This window comes from Sphingomonas sp. (genome assembly GCF_019635515.1).
GTDB lineage: Bacteria > Pseudomonadota > Alphaproteobacteria > Sphingomonadales > Sphingomonadaceae > Sphingomonas.
Genome location: NZ_JAHBZI010000001.1, coordinates 43,161 through 58,476 on the forward strand (window position 1 = coordinate 43,161; position 15,316 = coordinate 58,476).

The 15,316-nt window shown below is 67.9% G+C and carries 15 protein-coding genes and 1 tRNA gene; 9 read left to right on the top strand and 7 right to left on the bottom strand.

Features of this window, described 5'->3' with window-relative positions; genetic code table 11:
• Nucleotides 1-40 precede the first annotated feature (40 nt).
• From KF730_RS00270 to KF730_RS00285, 4 genes are all read right to left on the bottom strand, one after another.
• Nucleotides 41-2,521, bottom strand: coding sequence for a TonB-dependent receptor (locus KF730_RS00270; protein WP_294091456.1), 2,481 nt, complete (start codon nt 2,519-2,521; stop codon nt 41-43).
• 86 nt (nt 2,522-2,607) lie between these two features.
• On the bottom strand, nt 2,608-4,185 hold the full coding sequence (locus KF730_RS00275) for an ATP-binding cassette domain-containing protein (protein WP_294091458.1): 1,578 nt from the start codon (nt 4,183-4,185) through the stop codon (nt 2,608-2,610).
• A gap of 98 nt (nt 4,186-4,283) precedes the next feature.
• Nucleotides 4,284-4,370: transfer RNA gene (locus KF730_RS00280), tRNA-Leu, on the bottom strand.
• A gap of 95 nt (nt 4,371-4,465) precedes the next feature.
• Nucleotides 4,466-5,197: an MJ0042-type zinc finger domain-containing protein gene (locus KF730_RS00285; protein WP_294091459.1), complete on the bottom strand. Its 732-nt coding sequence runs from the start codon at nt 5,195-5,197 to the stop codon at nt 4,466-4,468.
• 125 nt (nt 5,198-5,322) lie between these two features.
• Between KF730_RS00285 and ftsE the strand changes: the two genes are divergently transcribed.
• Genes ftsE through KF730_RS00305 form a run of 4 tightly spaced genes read left to right on the top strand, consistent with a single transcriptional unit; the run spans nt 5,323 to nt 8,151 of the window.
• Entirely contained in the window at nt 5,323-6,024 is a 702-nt protein-coding gene (ftsE, locus tag KF730_RS00290) for a cell division ATP-binding protein FtsE (RefSeq protein ID WP_294091460.1), read from the top strand.
• A gap of 2 nt (nt 6,025-6,026) precedes the next feature.
• Entirely contained in the window at nt 6,027-6,911 is an 885-nt protein-coding gene (locus tag KF730_RS00295) for an FtsX-like permease family protein (protein ID WP_294091461.1), read from the top strand.
• Nucleotides 6,908-7,438 (top strand): YdcF family protein, encoded by a 531-nt coding sequence (locus KF730_RS00300; RefSeq protein ID WP_294091462.1) that lies wholly within the window; start codon nt 6,908-6,910, stop codon nt 7,436-7,438. The genes KF730_RS00295 and KF730_RS00300 overlap by 4 nt, the downstream gene beginning before the upstream one ends.
• Nucleotides 7,438-8,151 (top strand): lysophospholipid acyltransferase family protein, encoded by a 714-nt coding sequence (locus KF730_RS00305; RefSeq protein ID WP_294091463.1) that lies wholly within the window; start codon nt 7,438-7,440, stop codon nt 8,149-8,151. Before KF730_RS00300 ends, KF730_RS00305 begins: the two co-directional genes overlap by 1 nt.
• Before the next feature lie 44 nt (nt 8,152-8,195).
• On the opposite strand, the gene KF730_RS00310 is transcribed toward KF730_RS00305, so the two are convergent.
• Nucleotides 8,196-9,104 (bottom strand): prephenate/arogenate dehydrogenase family protein, encoded by a 909-nt coding sequence (locus KF730_RS00310; protein ID WP_294091464.1) that lies wholly within the window; start codon nt 9,102-9,104, stop codon nt 8,196-8,198.
• Nucleotides 9,104-10,198, bottom strand: coding sequence for a histidinol-phosphate transaminase (gene hisC, locus KF730_RS00315; protein WP_294091465.1), 1,095 nt, complete (start codon nt 10,196-10,198; stop codon nt 9,104-9,106). Before hisC ends, KF730_RS00310 begins: the two co-directional genes overlap by 1 nt.
• An 84-nt stretch (nt 10,199-10,282) precedes the next feature.
• Here hisC and KF730_RS00320 point away from each other — a divergent pair, with 84 nt between their 5' ends.
• The 5 genes from KF730_RS00320 to KF730_RS00340 are packed head-to-tail and all read left to right on the top strand — an operon-like array spanning nt 10,283 to nt 14,870.
• Nucleotides 10,283-11,851, top strand: a complete 1,569-nt coding sequence (locus tag KF730_RS00320) for an NAD(P)/FAD-dependent oxidoreductase (RefSeq protein ID WP_294091466.1) — start codon at nt 10,283-10,285, stop codon at nt 11,849-11,851.
• 31 nt (nt 11,852-11,882) lie between these two features.
• A complete protein-coding gene (locus KF730_RS00325; RefSeq protein WP_294091467.1) occupies nt 11,883-13,001 on the top strand; it encodes a homoserine O-acetyltransferase in 1,119 nt (372 codons plus the stop codon).
• Complete coding sequence (locus tag KF730_RS00330) at nt 13,001-13,429, top strand: GNAT family N-acetyltransferase (RefSeq protein ID WP_294091469.1); 429 nt, start codon at nt 13,001-13,003, stop codon at nt 13,427-13,429. The genes KF730_RS00325 and KF730_RS00330 overlap by 1 nt, the downstream gene beginning before the upstream one ends.
• Complete coding sequence (gene metW / locus KF730_RS00335) at nt 13,426-14,013, top strand: methionine biosynthesis protein MetW (RefSeq protein WP_294091470.1); 588 nt, start codon at nt 13,426-13,428, stop codon at nt 14,011-14,013. Before KF730_RS00330 ends, metW begins: the two co-directional genes overlap by 4 nt.
• Nucleotides 14,010-14,870 (top strand): pirin family protein, encoded by an 861-nt coding sequence (locus tag KF730_RS00340; RefSeq protein ID WP_294091471.1) that lies wholly within the window; start codon nt 14,010-14,012, stop codon nt 14,868-14,870. Before metW ends, KF730_RS00340 begins: the two co-directional genes overlap by 4 nt.
• On the opposite strand, the gene KF730_RS00345 is transcribed toward KF730_RS00340, so the two are convergent.
• On the bottom strand, nt 14,867-15,307 hold the full coding sequence (locus KF730_RS00345) for a hypothetical protein (RefSeq protein ID WP_294091472.1): 441 nt from the start codon (nt 15,305-15,307) through the stop codon (nt 14,867-14,869). The two genes, KF730_RS00340 and KF730_RS00345, sit on opposite strands and share 4 nt — an antisense overlap.
• Nucleotides 15,308-15,316: the final 9 nt, after the last annotated feature.

The window sequence follows — 15,316 nt, forward strand, 5'->3', positions numbered from 1 at the left end:
TCACCACCTGCTTTCGCAGGGAAACAGAAGAGCGAAATCCCTAGAAGAACAGCTTGCGGATGCTGAGCCGGATCATCCGGCCCTGCGGATCGAGCAGATCGGGCTGGTAGCTGAGCGGCACCGCCCCGGTCTGATCGGTCACGCGCGGATGCGTGTCGAACAGATTGTCGACCGACAGCGTCACCCGCGTCCCGCGCAGCCAGCGATGATCGCGCACCAGCTTGATCTGCTGCCCGAGGTCGGCGAACAGCCTCAGGCCGATCGTGCCGGTGCTGCCGAAATCGAGGCGGTTGCCGCTGCCGGCGGCGCCGGTGAATACCGTCGTCCCGCTTTGCCATTTGGCGTTGACGCGGAAGCCGAGCCCGTCCTTCGAGACCCCGCCCTGCGCTTCGATCTCATGCTCGGGCTGGCCGCCGCGGCTGCCGGTCGCGGCGCCGTTGAGCAGGTCGAGCACCGGCAGGTTGTCGCGGATCGTCACCAGCTCCTTGAAGTGCCAGGTGTGATAGAGGCTGAAATTGATCCGGCCGGCCAGCGCGCCGTTGGGCCCGCCAAAGCCACGTCCACCGCCGCCAAAGCCGCGGCCGCCGCCAAACCCCCCGCCGCCGGGACCGCGCCCGCCGCCTCCGCCGAAGAAGCCACCCTGTGGCGGCTGCTGCGCCGGTACATTGGCGCCTTCGCCGCGCTCGCGGCGCGGGCGTTCGGGCAGCGGCGTACCGTTGGCCGCGGCTTCCGCGCGGCGCTTCTCGAATTCGGCGCGGCGTTCCTCGATGCGCTTTTCCAGCACCGAGCTCAGCGGCATCGAAAAGTTGAAGCCCCAGCGCAGTTGCGAGCGTTCGGCGCTGGCGAAATTGACGGCGCGATTGTCGACGCTGATCAGCCGTCCGCTGCCGTCGCGCACGAACCGCCCGGGGAATGCCGCCTCGACAGCCGCGCTTGACGCCGGGAACGCCGAAATCTGGTTGCGGGCGGTGCTGGAGATGTAATCGGCCCTGAGCGAGAGATCGGTCTCGTCGAGCGGGCGGATGCTGAGCCCGAGCTTCATGACGTGGCGGCTGTCGGCGGTCAGCAGCGGGTTGCCGCCGGTGATATTGGTCACGAACGCGGTTTCGCCGCGGACATAGTCGAACACCGGCACATTGGGCGTTGCCAGTGTCGGGTCGCCCAGCTGCTGGGCGCTGGGCGCACCTTCCTCGTCGGTGAACGAGGCGATGAAGCGCACCTGCTTGATCGGCGACCAGTTCAGGCCATAGCCGGTGGTGACCAGCGTGCCGAAATCGGAAAGACGCTCGATCTCGGCATTGGCGTTGAGCGAGAGGTCGCCAAGGACGCCCAGCACGTCGCGGCGGCGGCTGGCGATCGGCAGATCGACATTCACCGCCATGCTGCCGCTGTCGCGCGACGTCGATCCGCTTCCCGCGACTCCGCCCCGCAGCGAGCTGCGATCGAAGTCGCTGGTACTCGCACCCAGCCGGATGTTGGCCGACAGGTCTCCCGCGGGCAGCTTGAGCAGCGGTCCGCGAAACAGCGCGTCTACCGTGGCGACATTCGATGTCGAATCGGCAAGGTCGGTCGCGCCGATGCCGCGACCGGTAACGCTGCGCGTGGCGACTCGGTCGTAATTCCCGGTCAGCGACCAGCGCCAGTCGCGGCTCCATGGCAGCCCGTCGCCATTGAGCGAGAAGCCGGTATGCGCGGTCTGGCTCTTGGTATCGCGAAATTGCGGGAACTGGTTGTCGAGACCGAGCAGCGCCTGGCGCTGGTCGACTTCGAGCCGCGCGTTGAACGATCCGCTGATCTTGGACGAGAGATTCTGGCTGTACACGCCGTTTATCGTCAGCTGCTGGCGCGGCGCGATCAGGGTCCGGTACGGGGTCTGGTCCCCGGTCTGCCCGTTCGTCGGGCGCGAAATCACGTCGCGCTCGCTTTCGAGCAATCCCGACGCGCCAGTATATTGCACATCGAGATTGACGCGCTTGTCACGGCTGATCTTGAGGATGTTGACGTCGCCCTTGCCACCGGCGAAGCCCCCCGCGGTTGGCACGCGGGCTTCCGCCTCGGTGGTGATCGCGCGGAAGCGGCGGCGCAGGACGATGTTCACCACCTTCTGGTCGGCGCGATAGCCATATTTGAGCGCGACATCCTCGGGCAGGATATCGACGCGCTCGATCGCCTCGGTCGGCATCTCGCGGATTTCGCTGAAGCTCGAGATGCGGCGGCCGTTGAGCAGCACCACCGGCTGTTCGCCGCCGCGCCCGCGCCCGCTGCCGGTTTGCGGCGCGAGCTCTGTGATCAGATCGGCGATGGTCGGCACGCCCAAAGCGCGAATGTCGGCCGGGGAAAGCTGAACCTCGGGCGGGATGTCGCCTTCGACCGCGCCGCGCAGCTGGCCGCTGACGACGATCTCGCCATCCGCCTCTTCCTCGGCTTCCTGCGGCGCAGGCGGCGGCGTTTGCTGGGCATGGGCCATCACCGGCATCGCACTCGCGAGCAAAGCAATCGCCACTGCACTCAATCTACGCATTCCCAACTCCCCGGCGCCGTGCCTGTGCTCCGACTAGGCGGCGTTTGTCGCAAAACTTTGCCAGTTGTCCGGCGAAACTGTCGCAGTCACCGCGACAAACGCACTTCGCGCACTACACCTATCGCTGCCATGAACGCGGGATCATGGCTGACGACGAGCAAGGCGCCGTCATATCGCGCCAGCGCATTTTCCAGCACCTCCAGCGAATCCATGTCGAGATGGTTGGTCGGTTCGTCGAGCAGCAGCAGCCAGGGCGGCCGCTCGCCCGCCAGCACGCAGGCCAGTCCCGCGCGCAACCGCTCGCCGCCCGATAGCGTACCGACGGTCCGGAGCGCATCGCGGTTGCGGAAGGCGAAGCGCGCGCAGGCGGCATAAGCGGCATTGGCATCGAGTCCGGGGTTGAGCCGCTGGAAATTGGCGAGGATCGTCTCGCTGTCTGCGAGCAGCGAGACATGCTGGTCGAGCATCGCCAGCCGCCCCTCGGCGCGCTGGACCGTGCCGCCCGCCGGCCGCGCCCACCCCATCGCGGTCCGCAGCAGGCTCGATTTGCCCGCCCCATTGGCGCCGGTGACGGCGACCCGCTCGGGTCCGCGCATTCCGAAGCTCCATGGCCCAAGTATCCGCTCGCCCGCGATCACCGTCACGCCATCCATCGCCAGCACTTCGCGATGGGCGGGTAGTCCGCTCGGCGGCAAGTCGATGGTCAGCGGGGTGACGATCTCGACCTGCGCCCGTGCCATGGCGAGCCGCTCGGCCGCATCCCCGGCCAGCCGCTCGGTCAGGCGATTGTCGCGCCCGCCGCTATTCTCGGCGCGCTCTGCCATGCGGCCGAGCAGGATCTTCGGCTCCGAGCGTTTGGCGGCGAACGCCCGCCCGGCCTTGTCGCGGCGGTCCTTGCGCTCGCGCCGCTGCTGCGCCGCCCGCTCGGCTCCGCGCGACGCCGCATCGGCCCGCTCCAGTTCCGCGCCGGCCCGCGCCCGGGCCGCGTCGCGCGCCTCGGCAAAGGCCGACCAGCCGCCGCCGAATAGGTGCACGCCGGCCGGCGTGAGCTCGACGATCCGGTCCATACCCTCGAGCAGTGTTCGGTCATGGCTCGCGACCAGCACGCCGCCGCGCCACCGGGCGATCAACCCGGCGATGGCGGCGCGGCCGTCGGCATCCAGATTGTTGGTCGGTTCGTCGAGCAGCAGCAGGTCGGGCGCGTCTAGCAGTAATCGCGCGATAGCCACTCGCGTCCGCTCGCCGCCACTGAGCGAACCCATGCGCCGGTCGAGCGCCAGTCCCGGCAATCCGACTTCGGCCAGCGCCGCCTCGATTCGCGGCTCGAGCGTCCAGTCGGCTTCGGACAGGTCGTCCTCACCGCCTTCCCCGGTTGTGACTCGCGCGAGCCGGGCCAGCATTGCGGTCACCCCGAGCACGTCGGACACCGCCAGCCAGTCCGCCCAATCCTGCACCAGCATGCCGATGCTACCGCCGCGCGCGACCGTGCCGGCCACGGGCTTGATCTCCCCCGCCGCGATTCGCAGCAAGGTCGATTTGCCCGAGCCATTACGCCCGACCAGCCCGACGCGCTCGGCGCCGACCGACAGGGTCAGATCTTCGAAAAGCGGCCGCCGGTCAGGCGTGACGGCGGCGAGAGAATCCAGCGTGAGAAAGGCAGACATGGGGCACCGTGGAGGCAGCGAGCAGGGCGGTCAGGCGCTGTGCATCCGATCCATGATTGCCTCCGGGTGATTACCCGGGCCGCTGGCTCCGGGGATTTTGGTGCGGCCGAGAAGACTCGAACTTCCACGTCCTTTCGGACACAACGACCTCAACGTTGCGCGTCTACCAGTTCCGCCACGGCCGCACGTGAATCACCGCCGGACGATGCCGACGGGCTGGTGAGGCGCGGCCACTAGCAATGCGCCCACGCGATTGCAAGCGTGCTTCCGGAAAAGCGGATCAGCCGCCCAGTTCGCTGGCGAAGCTCAGCTCGACCACGCGGGCATTGGGCGGCACGTCGAGCTTGGCCGAATTGAAGTCGATCGCACCCTTCGGGCCGAGATTGCGCGACTGTGGCGTGATCCGCCACGAATAGACCAGCCGGTCCTGCTGGTCGCGCAGTTCGACGCGGATATCGGGGACATGCTGCTTGTCGCCGGTCGGGTTCACGACCTTGCCCGATACCGCGAACAGCTCGCTGCCGCTCGGCATGGTCCGCAACTCGACATTCTTGTCGGTGAAGCGCAGCGGCGTCTCCGCCTCGCGGCCTATGCCCAGGCCGAGCTGAGCGGCGATGCCCGGCGCGCCCGAATAGAGGATCGCGCCGGTGCCGAGCAGCATCGAGAAGCCGGCGACGACCGCGGCGGCGGTCCAGCGCTTGGCCGGATTGCGGCGTGGCTTGAACGGCGGTTCGGGCGCGAAGGGATCATATTCGGGGGCCGGAGCGGCGGCGCTGTGCACCGATGCATCCTCGAAAGTTCGCGCGGGCTCTTGCTCGCGGCGGGGCGCGCGCGGCGGCGAGGCGATGGGAGCGCCATCGCCGGGCGAAGCGCGCGTCGCCAGATCGAGCACCACCGGCGCCTGAAACCAGCTATGCTTGCAGCTCGCGCAGCGCACCGTGCGTCCGTCGGCGCCGATGGCGCTGTCGGGGACAAGATACCGCGTCCGGCACTGGCTGCATTCGAGGATCATCTAAGCCGTCTCACCCGTCCGGCTGCCCACCGGCCGGCACGGATGCGATTCTAGACGCTTCGAATCGGGCCTACAAGAGTCGCGCCCGCCTTGAGCAAGACAATCCTGTGTGCAATGGCTGGGGCATGGCCAGCATCGTGCAATTCGAGAATGTCGGACTGCGCTATGGCACGGGCGCGGAGACGCTGTCGGACATCAGCTTCTCGCTCAATTCGGGCGCCTTCTATTTCCTCACCGGTCCTTCCGGCGCCGGCAAGACCTCGCTGCTCAAGATGCTGTATCTCGCCAGGCGCCCGACGCGCGGGGTGATCCGGCTGTTCGGCGAGGACGCCGGGGCGCTTCCCAGAGCAAGGCTTCCGGGATTCCGCCGCCGCATCGGCGTGGTGTTCCAGGACTTCCGGCTGGTCCCGCATCTCTCGGCGTATGACAATATCGCGCTGCCGCTGCGCGTCGCCGGCGTCCACGAAAGCGATATCGAGGCGCCGGTGCGCGAGATGCTCGCCTGGGTCGGGCTCAACGACCGCGGCAAGGCCAGGCCGCCGACGCTGTCGGGCGGCGAGCAGCAGCGGATCGCCATCGCCCGCGCGGTGATCGGCCGCCCCGAGATTCTCGTCGCCGACGAGCCGACCGGCAATGTCGATCCCGACATGGCCGAGCGGCTGCTGCATCTGTTCGATTCCCTGAACCGGCTCGGCACCACCGTCGTCGTCGCCACGCACGACTTCCATTTGCTCAACCGCATCCCCAACGCGCATATGATGCGGCTGGAAAAGGGGCGGCTCAACGATCCGACCGGCGCGCTGCGCAATCCGCCGGGCGAGCGGTAAGCATGCGCTTCAGCCTCAATCCCAATGCGCCCGACCGGCGCCTGCTCGACGAGAGCCGCCGCACCCGCGCGATGACGTGGATCATGGCGATCATGCTGTTCCTGACGGTGCTGGCGGGTGCACTGGGCCTCGGCATGTTCGCCGCCACCGCGCAGCTCGACCGCCAGCTCGCCGGGCGGCTGACCGTCCAGATCGTCGAGCCCAATGCCCAGCTGCGCGACCAGCAGGCCGCCGCGATGGTCGCGACGCTGGCCCGGATACCCGGTGTGACGCGCGCCAGCGAAGCGGACCGCGCTCGCCTGGCCGAACTCCTCAAGCCATGGCTCGGCGATGCCGGGCTCGATCCCGATCTGCCGATGCCGGCGATGATCGATGTCGAGATGCGCGGCGGCGACATCGGCGCCGTCGAACGGGCGGCGCGCGCGATCGCGCCCGGCGCGCGGATCGATCGTCACGCCCAGTGGCTGGCGCCGGTGCGCAGCTTCATGTCGACGATGAGCTGGCTCGCGGTCGGGTTGATGCTGCTGATCGCCACCGCCACCGCCGCGGTGGTCCTGCTTGCCGCGCGCTCGGGGCTCGATACCCACCGCGATACCATCGACGTGCTGCACATGCTGGGCTCGACCGACCTGCAGATCGCGCGGCTGTTCCAGCGCCGCATCGCCTTCGACACCTTGCTTGGCGGCCTGCTCGGCAGCGTGGCGGCGATGGGCTTGGTGTGGTTCCTGCAGTCGCGGATCGGCACCCTCGGCTCGGAGATGCTGAGCGGCGTCGCGCTCCAGCAGCGTGACTGGCTGCTGTTGCTGCTTCTGCCGATCGGCTTCGCGCTGCTCGCCACCCTCGCCGCGCGCGCCGCGGTGCTTCGGGCGCTGGGCAAGACGCTGTGATCTGGCGGATCATCGTCCTGCTGCTGATCGCCTGGGCGCTCGGCTTCGCCGCGTTCATGCTGTCGCTCGGCAAGCCGCTCGACGGGCGCAAGACCGATGCCATCGTCGTGCTGACCGGCGGCTCCGGAAGGATCGACCGCGGATTGCAGGCGCTGCGCGCTGGAGATGCCAAACGCATGCTGGTCAGCGGCGTCGATCCCGATGTCCGCCCCGGCGAGTTCGCAGCGCAGTACAAGATCGACCGCAAGCTCTTCGCCGATGCGATCGATCTGGGCTGGCAGGCGGTCGATACCCGCTCGAATGCCGATGAGACGCGCAAATGGGTCGAGCGTCATAAATATAGGAGCGTGCGGCTGGTGACGTCGGACTGGCACATGCCCCGCGCCCGGCTTGAGCTCTCGCACCAGCTTCCCGGCGTCGAAGTGGTGGGCGATGCCGTGCCCAGCCATCCCGGCTTCGGCATGTTGTTCCGCGAATATCACAAATATCTGGTGCGCCGCGTCGCGCTGCTGCTCGGCGCGGGCTGATGCTGCTCCTGCGCAATATCGTGTTCGCCCTGGTCTTTTATGGCCTGTCGGTGCCGATCGTGCTGTTCGTGCCGTTCGCCGGGCTGTTCGGCGCGGACGCCCTGCGCGGCTATTGCAACGGCTGGGCGGCGTTCATGGGTTGGTGCGCGCGCTGGATCCTTGGGATCGAGGTGCGGATCGAAGGCGCGATCCCGGCGGGCCCGGTGTTCTTCGCCGCCAGGCATGAGAGCAATTTCGAGGCGATCGACCTGACCCGCCGCCTCGGTGCCCCCGCCCCCGTGCTCAAGCGCGAGCTGACCCGGATTCCGATCTGGGGCTGGGCGGCGCAGCGCTACGGCGGGATCGTCGCCGATCGCACCGCCAGCGCCGCCGCGCTGCGATCGATGATGAAGGACGCGCAGGCCGCCAGGGCCGAAGGGCGCTCGGTGCTGATCTTCCCTGAAGGCACCCGCACCCTGCCCGGCGAGCGCCCCGAGCTGCGCTCCGGCTTTGCCGGGCTCTATCGTATCCTCGGCCTGCCGGTGGTGCCGGTGGCGGTGAAGAGCGGGCATGTCTGGCCGAAAAAGGGCCTGATGCGCCCCGGCACCATCGTCTATGCGTTCGGCGAGCCGATCCCGCCCGGCCTGCCGCGCCCCGAGATCGAGGCGCGGGTGCACGCGGCGATCAACGCGCTCAACAGCGCTCCTGCGGAAGCAGGAGCCCAGGGCCAATAGCCGATCGCCTGTAATACTGGACTCCTGCTTTCGCAGGAGAACAATCAGTCGTGCGAGCGCCCGAAGTCAGGCGCGGCATCGTCCTGGCCCTGCTCGATGATGCTGCGGCGCACCGCGCGGGTGCGGGTGAACAAGTCGAACAGTTCGTCGCCCTTGCCCCAGCGGATCGCGCGCTGGAGCGCCGACAGATCCTCGGAGAAGCGCTGGAGCATCTCCAACACCCCTTCGCGGTTGGCGAGGAACACGTCGCGCCACATCGTCGGGTCGGACGCGGCGATACGGGTGAAATCGCGAAAGCCGCCCGCCGAATATTTGATCACTTCGGACTGGGTGACTTCCTCCAGGTCCGATGCGGTGCCGACGATCGTATAGGCGATCAGGTGCGGCAAATGGCTGGTGATCGCCAGCACCCGGTCGTGATGCCCCGGCGCCATCGTCTCGACATCGGCGCCCAGCCGCCGCCAGAATTCGGCGACGCGCTCGGTGGCCGGCGCGTCGGTGCCTTCAGGCGGGGTGACGATGCACCAGCGCCCGTGAAACAAAGAGGCGAACCCCGCCTCGGGCCCGCTATTCTCGGTTCCCGCGACCGGGTGCGCCGGTACGAACACCGCGTCCGGCAGCGCCGCGCGCACCGCCGCGACCACGCTTTCCTTGCACGACCCGACATCGCTGACGATCGCATCGCCGGGCAGATCCGTGGCGATCGCCGCCGCCGCCTCGCCCATCGCTCCGACTGGCACGCACAGAATCACCAGATCGGCATCGATCACCGCGGCGCCCGGTGTATCGGTCACATCGTCGCACAACCCGATCCGCGCTGCCGTCTCGCGCACCGCCGGATCGGCATCGTGCCCGGTCACGCGCACGCTCGGCATATGCTGCCTGATCCCGCGCGCGATCGACGAGCCGATCAGGCCCAGTCCGATGATCGTGACGCGAGAAAATGGCAGCATCAGGCGCCCACGATCTCGCGAAGCGCGGCGGCGAGGCCCTGGATTTCCTCCTCAGTGCCGATGGTGATGCGCAACCCGTGCGGCAGGCCCTGCCCGGGTAGCCAGCGGACGATATAGCCCGCCTCCATCAACGCCTTGTACGCGGTCTCGGCATCCACTTCGCCTTCGAACAGGACGAGCTGGAAATTGGCCTTGGAGGGCACCGCGCGCAGGCCCTTGTTGCCCATGCTCTCGATCTGCTCGGCGAACCACGCCCGCCATTGGCGGTTGTGCGCATAGCTATGCTCGACGAAATCCGTGGCGCCCAGCGCCGCGATCGCCGCCCGGCTCGCCCCGATCCCGAAGGCGAAGGGCGCGCGGATGCGGTGCATCGCCGCGATCACATCCGGATGGCCATAGCCCCAGCCGACCCGCTCCGACGCCAGCCCGAAGATCTTCGAGAAGGTCCGCGTCACCAGCACATTGGGCTGGGTACGCGCGAGATCGAGCCCGCCGTCATCATCCTCCGGATCGAGATATTCGGTATAGGCTTGGTCGATCACCAGCAGCACATGGCTTGGCAGCCCGGCATGCAGCCGTGCGATTTCCGCCTTCGGTGTGTAGGTGCCGGTCGGGTTGTTCGGATTGGCGATGAACACCAGCCGCGTCCGCTCGGTCACCAGCGCGAGGATCGCATCGACGTCGGTCGCATAATCCTTGTCTGGCGCCACCACCGGCGTCGCCCCGACGCGCCGCGCGGCGATGTCATAGACCGCGAAGCCGTAGCGAACGTAGATCACCTCGTCGCCCGGCCCGGCATAGGCGCCCGCCGCCAGATGCAGCACCTCGTCCGAACCGGTGCCGTAGATGATTCGCGCCGCATCGAGATCGTAATGCGCGGCCAGCGCCTCGCGCAGATCATGGGCGCTGGCGTCGGGATAGCGCTCAAGCACTTCCGCCGCCCCGGCATAGGCCGCGCGTGCCACCTCGGGCGTGCCGAACGGGTTCTCGTTCGAGGAGAGCTTGGCGGCCTTTTTGCCCGAATCGGTTGTTGCGCGGCCGGGGATGTAGGGCGCTATGGCCATTACCCAGGGCTTGGGGACAGGTGCGTTCATGATCGCGCGGCTTGGCCGAACGGTTACCGGATGGCAAGGGTCGCACGCTAAGGCTGATCCCGGGCAAGGGATCGAGGAGGGGCAATGCGGGGCAACGGGATGTTCTGGCGCGCGATGGAAATGGCGCGACGGAGCAATTTGCGCGAAGCGGGTGAAGCCCCGCCCGTGCCGGGAACCGTCGCGTCCAGCCGCCGCGCGCTGCTCAAGGCGATAGCCGCCGGTGGCGCCGCCTCGGCTTTCCCGCGGACGGCCTTTGCCCGCCCCAGATCGCCGGGTCGCGTCGCGATTGTCGGCGGCGGCATCGCCGGCCTCTCGGCGTTGCATCACCTCCGCGAAGCCGGGATCGACGCGCGCGTCTATGAGGGGCGAAATCGTACCGGCGGGCGCATGTTCACCCATAAATCGGGCGATTGGACCTTCGAAGTCGGCGGCCAGCTGGTCAATACCGACCATTATGACATGCAGGGCCTCGCCAGGCGCTTCGGCGTCGCGCTGGTCGATCGCAAGTCCGATCCGCACAACACCCTGACCCTCGCCAATGGCCGCTTGCTCAGCGAAGCCGAGCTCGCCGAGGGGCTGCGCGCCATCGCCGGCCAGATCGGCAAGGATGCCGACCTGCTCGACAAGCATCCCGGGCGTATTTCGAGGGCGATCGATTCGATCTCGATCCACGATTATCTCGAGCGCCACGCGCATCTGATCCGCGAGCCCTGGGCCCGGCAGCTGCTCGAAGCGACCAGCCGCACCGAATATGGCGTCGAGCCCAATCGCGCCTCGGCGATCGGCCTGATCTTCAATCTGCCGACGGTGAATGGCGAACGCGTCGAAGTGCTCGGCGGCGCCGATGAGCGCTATGTCATCCAGGGCGGCAGCAGCGCGCTGATCGAGGCGATGTCGGATCATTATGCCGACCGTATCGAGACCGGCAAGCGTCTCTCCCGGATCGAGCGCCACGGCTCCGGCGTGCGCCTCACCTTCCTCGACGGCAGCACCGCCGAGGCCGATACGGTGATCGTCGCCGTTCCCGCGCCGCTGATGCGCCAGATCGATTATCGCATTCCGCTGCCCGCCGCGTGGCGCGCCTTCATCGCCGAGATGGATCTGGGCTTTAACGAGAAGGTCCAGTCGGGCACCAATGCCACCCCGTGGAAAGGCCCGATGGGAGTCGGCGGCGAGCTGTGGCAGACCGCTGCCGGAGATGGCTGGGCCTTGGGCTGGGACGGCAGCGTCCACCGCAAGGACGGGATTTCGCCGGTCTGGACTTGGTTCCTCGGCGGTGACGAGGTCACGGAGGCGCAGGCGCTCAAGCCCGCCGAGCTCGCCGCCAGATTCGCCGCCAGCGCCGCGCCGGCGATCCCCGGCCTGATCGAAGCCGCCACCGGCCCCTTCGCCCGCACCAACTGGCACGCCCAGGCGCTGACCCTCGGCGCCTATGTGAATTACGCCCCCGGCCAGCTCAGCCGCTTCGCGCATCTGCTCTATATCGATTCGGACAATCCGGCCGAGCGACAGGCATCGGGCGCCGGCCGCGTCTGGTTCGCCGGCGAGCATCTCTCGGACGCTTTCCCCGGCTATATGAACGGGGCGGCGGAGACCGGGCGGATGGCGGTGGAGGCGATCCTCGGCACGCGGATCGGCGCCAAGGCCGCTTGAACCGCGGGGCTGCGGCCCCTAGTCGGCAATTATGTCCGACGACGCCCGCTTCGGGCTTGCCCGCACCGTCACGTTGCCGGGGCCGCTGCGCCTCGATGGCGGCGCGCTGCTGTCGCCGGTCGACATCGCCTATGAAACCTATGGCGCGCTCAATGCCGACGCCAGCAACGCCATCCTGATCTGCCACGCGCTGACCGGCGACCAGCATGTCGCCTCGGATCACCCCGTCACCGGCAAGCCCGGCTGGTGGACGCGGATGGTCGGTCCGGGCAAGCCGATCGATACCGGCCGTTATTTCGTGATCTGCTCGAACGTGCTGGGCTCCTGCCTCGGCTCGTCCGGTCCGGCGAGCATCAATCCCGCGACCAACCGGCCGTGGGGCATGGCCTTTCCGGTCATCACCATCCGCGACATGGTCCGCGCCCAGGCGATGCTGCTCGATCATCTCGGCGTCGAGCGGCTGTTCGCGGTGGTCGGCGGATCGATGGGCGGGATGCAGGCGCTGAGCTGGGCGGCGACCTTTCCCGAGCGCACCGCCTCGGCGATCGTCATCGCCAGCGCCGCGCGCCATTCGGCGCAGAACATCGCCTTCCACGAAGTCGGGCGGCAGGCGATCATGGCCGATCCCAATTGGCGCGAGGGCGCCTATTATGCCGATGGCGCCCCGCCCTCGGCTGGCCTGGCGGTGGCGCGCATGGCCGCGCACATCACCTATCTGTCCGAAGCCGGGCTCACCGCCAAGTTCGGCCGCAAGCTGCAGAGCCGCGAGCAGAAGACCTTCGGCTTCGACGCCGATTTCCAGGTCGAGAGCTATCTGCGTCATCAGGGCCTGAGCTTCGTCGAGCGCTTCGACGCCAACTCCTATCTCTACATCACCCGCGCGCTCGACTATTTCGATCTGGCCGAGGAGCACGGCACCCTCGCCAATGCTTTCAAGGGCTCTTCCACCCGCTTCTGCCTGGTCAGTTTCGACACCGACTGGCTTTACCCCACCAGCGAATCGCGCAGCATCGTCCATGCCCTCAACGCGGCGGGCGCGGCGGCCAGCTTCGTCGAGCTCAGCTCGCCCTTCGGTCATGACGCGTTCCTGCTCGAAAGCCCCGAGCTCGACCGCGTCATCCATGGCTTTCTGAGCGCGGGAGCCCGATGATGCGCATCTCCTTCGACGCCTCCGAACTCGATATTGACCTGATCCACGCCTTTCTCAGCGGCGCCTATTGGTCGGTCGGCATCCCGCGCCACACCGTCGAGCGGGCGATTGCCGGATCGCTGTGCGTCGCCGCGTTCGAGGCCGACGAGGCGGGCGAGGACGAGCAGATCGGTTTCGCCCGCGTGATCAGCGACCGGGCGACTTTCGCCTATCTCGCCGATGTGTTCGTGCTGCCCGCGCATCGCGGCAAGCATGTCGCCCGGGCGATGATCCAGGCGCTCCAAGATCACCCAGAGCTGCAGGGCCTGCGCCGCTGGGCGCTGTTCACCCGCGACATGCAGCCGCTCTACGCCAGGCTGGGTTGGAAGGCGTATCCCAACCCCGAGCGGCTTATGGTTCGCGACGATCCGGATATCTATTCGCGATGAGCTTGCGCCCCGATCTCGCGATCATCGCCGCCAACGTCGCCAGGGGCAGCCGCGTCCTCGACATCGGCTGTGGCGACGGCGCGTTGATGGCGGCGCTCCGCGACCAGCGTCAATGCGATGCGCGGGGCCTCGAACTCGACGCTGGCGACGTCGCCTCGGCGGTCGCGCGCGGGCTCTCGGTGGTGCAGGGCGATGCCGATAGCGATCTCGCCGATTATCCCGACGCCAGCTTCGATTACGCGATCCTAAGCCAGACGCTGCAGACGACGATGCGCCCCGATTGGGTGCTCGATCAACTCCTGCGCATCGGCACCCGCGCCTTCGTATCCTTCCCCAATTTCGCACACTGGCGCGTGCGCGCGTCGCTGCTGTGGGGCGGGCGGATGCCGGTCACGCGGCTGCTGCCCTTGCCGTGGTATGCGACCCCCAACATCCACCACGTCACCATCGACGACTTTCGCGCGCTGCTGAAGGAGCGCGGGATCACGATCGAGGGTTGCTGGTTCCTTCAGGGCGACAAGCACAAGGGCGCGGGGCTCGCCAATCTCCTCGCCGAGCACGCCGTGTTCCTGCTGCGCAGATGAGCGAGCGCTCGATCCTCGCGCTACACAGCGCCCATCGCGACGATATCGGCGATCTCATCACCAGGCGTCCGCTGCCCGGTCCGCGCACCGGCAATGTCGGCGCGTTCCTGTTCCTCAACCATCACGGGCCGCAGACCTATGGCCCGAACAATCACGGCTTGCCGTTCGGCCCGCATCCGCATCGCGGTTTCGAGACGGTGACCTTTATCCTCGCAGGCGAGCTCGCCCATACCGATTCGGCGGGGCACGAGAGCGTCATTCGTGCCGGCGGGGTGCAGTGGATGACCGCGGGCAGCGGCATCGTCCATGCCGAGGTTTCGCCCGCCGCGTTCAAGCGCGATGGCGGCGAGATGGAGATCCTCCAGCTGTGGCTGAACCTCCCCGCCGCCCTCAAGATGACGCCGCCGCGCTATGTCGGCGCGCAGGCCGATGCGATCCCCGTCATTTCGGCGACGCACGCAAAGGTGCACCTGCTTGCCGGCGAATATGCGGGCGTAACCGGCGCGATCGCATCGCTGACCGGCACGTTTCTGTGCTGGGTCGAGGCGGAAGCGGGCGCGGAAATCCGTTTCGATGGTCTCACCCGTCGCGACGTGTTCCTCTATTCGGCGCGCGGCGCGTGCGAGGTCGGCGGCGTGCCGGTCCCGCACTTCAATCTCGCGCAACTGAGCGACGGCGATTCGCTCACCATCACCACGACCGAGCCCGCTCTATTCCTGTTCGGCCATGCCGCGCCGATCGACGAACCGATCGTCGCGCACGGCCCGTTTGTGATGAACACTCCCCAGGAAATCCGCCAGGCCTTCGCCGATTATCAGGCCGGCAAGTTCGGCATGGCCGAGATCAGCGAGCTTTAGAGCTTGCCCCAATTGATGGTCACGCGCGTGCCCGATCCTTCGGGTTCGACGAGCACCATGAGGCTGCGCTTGGTGGTCTCTCCCGCCGAATACATCTTGTCGGTGAGCAGGCGCTGGCCGAGCCCCGAGGCATTGGCCTGTTCGCGCGACCAGGCGAGCGCGACGTTGGGGGCGGCGGCGGTGGTGTAGATGATCGTTCCGCTCTGCTGGCCGCCTTCGCCGCCGTCGGAGGTGCAAATCGTGATTTTCGCGTCGCCATAGACCGGCACGAAATCGGGCTTCTTGCCGCATTCGACCGCCGCCGTCTGGTTGGCCGGAGTCCCCTCGGCCGCTGCGGCCGCGACATTCTGCGCCGCCGGATCGCTCGTGCCCGAAGTCTTCGCGCCGCCGCCGCACGCGGCGAGCAGCATCGTCAGTCCCAGTGCCGCGAACCGCATGGCCGAACC

Coding starts and splice junctions, on each gene's coding strand:
- KF730_RS00285 (WP_294091459.1), bottom strand. CDS start 5,197: ATGATCCTCGAATGCAGCCAGTGCCGGACGCGGTATCTTGTCCCCGAC.
- KF730_RS00330 (WP_294091469.1), top strand. CDS start 13,001: ATGCGCATCTCCTTCGACGCCTCCGAACTCGATATTGACCTGATCCAC.
- KF730_RS00275 (WP_294091458.1), bottom strand. CDS start 4,185: ATGTCTGCCTTTCTCACGCTGGATTCTCTCGCCGCCGTCACGCCTGAC.
- ftsE (WP_294091460.1), top strand. CDS start 5,323: ATGGCCAGCATCGTGCAATTCGAGAATGTCGGACTGCGCTATGGCACG.
- KF730_RS00320 (WP_294091466.1), top strand. CDS start 10,283: ATGCGGGGCAACGGGATGTTCTGGCGCGCGATGGAAATGGCGCGACGG.
- KF730_RS00325 (WP_294091467.1), top strand. CDS start 11,883: ATGTCCGACGACGCCCGCTTCGGGCTTGCCCGCACCGTCACGTTGCCG.
- KF730_RS00345 (WP_294091472.1), bottom strand. CDS start 15,307: ATGCGGTTCGCGGCACTGGGACTGACGATGCTGCTCGCCGCGTGCGGC.
- KF730_RS00340 (WP_294091471.1), top strand. CDS start 14,010: ATGAGCGAGCGCTCGATCCTCGCGCTACACAGCGCCCATCGCGACGAT.
- KF730_RS00295 (WP_294091461.1), top strand. CDS start 6,027: ATGCGCTTCAGCCTCAATCCCAATGCGCCCGACCGGCGCCTGCTCGAC.
- metW (WP_294091470.1), top strand. CDS start 13,426: ATGAGCTTGCGCCCCGATCTCGCGATCATCGCCGCCAACGTCGCCAGG.
- KF730_RS00270 (WP_294091456.1), bottom strand. CDS start 2,521: ATGCGTAGATTGAGTGCAGTGGCGATTGCTTTGCTCGCGAGTGCGATG.
- hisC (WP_294091465.1), bottom strand. CDS start 10,198: ATGAACGCACCTGTCCCCAAGCCCTGGGTAATGGCCATAGCGCCCTAC.
- KF730_RS00310 (WP_294091464.1), bottom strand. CDS start 9,104: ATGCTGCCATTTTCTCGCGTCACGATCATCGGACTGGGCCTGATCGGC.
- KF730_RS00305 (WP_294091463.1), top strand. CDS start 7,438: ATGCTGCTCCTGCGCAATATCGTGTTCGCCCTGGTCTTTTATGGCCTG.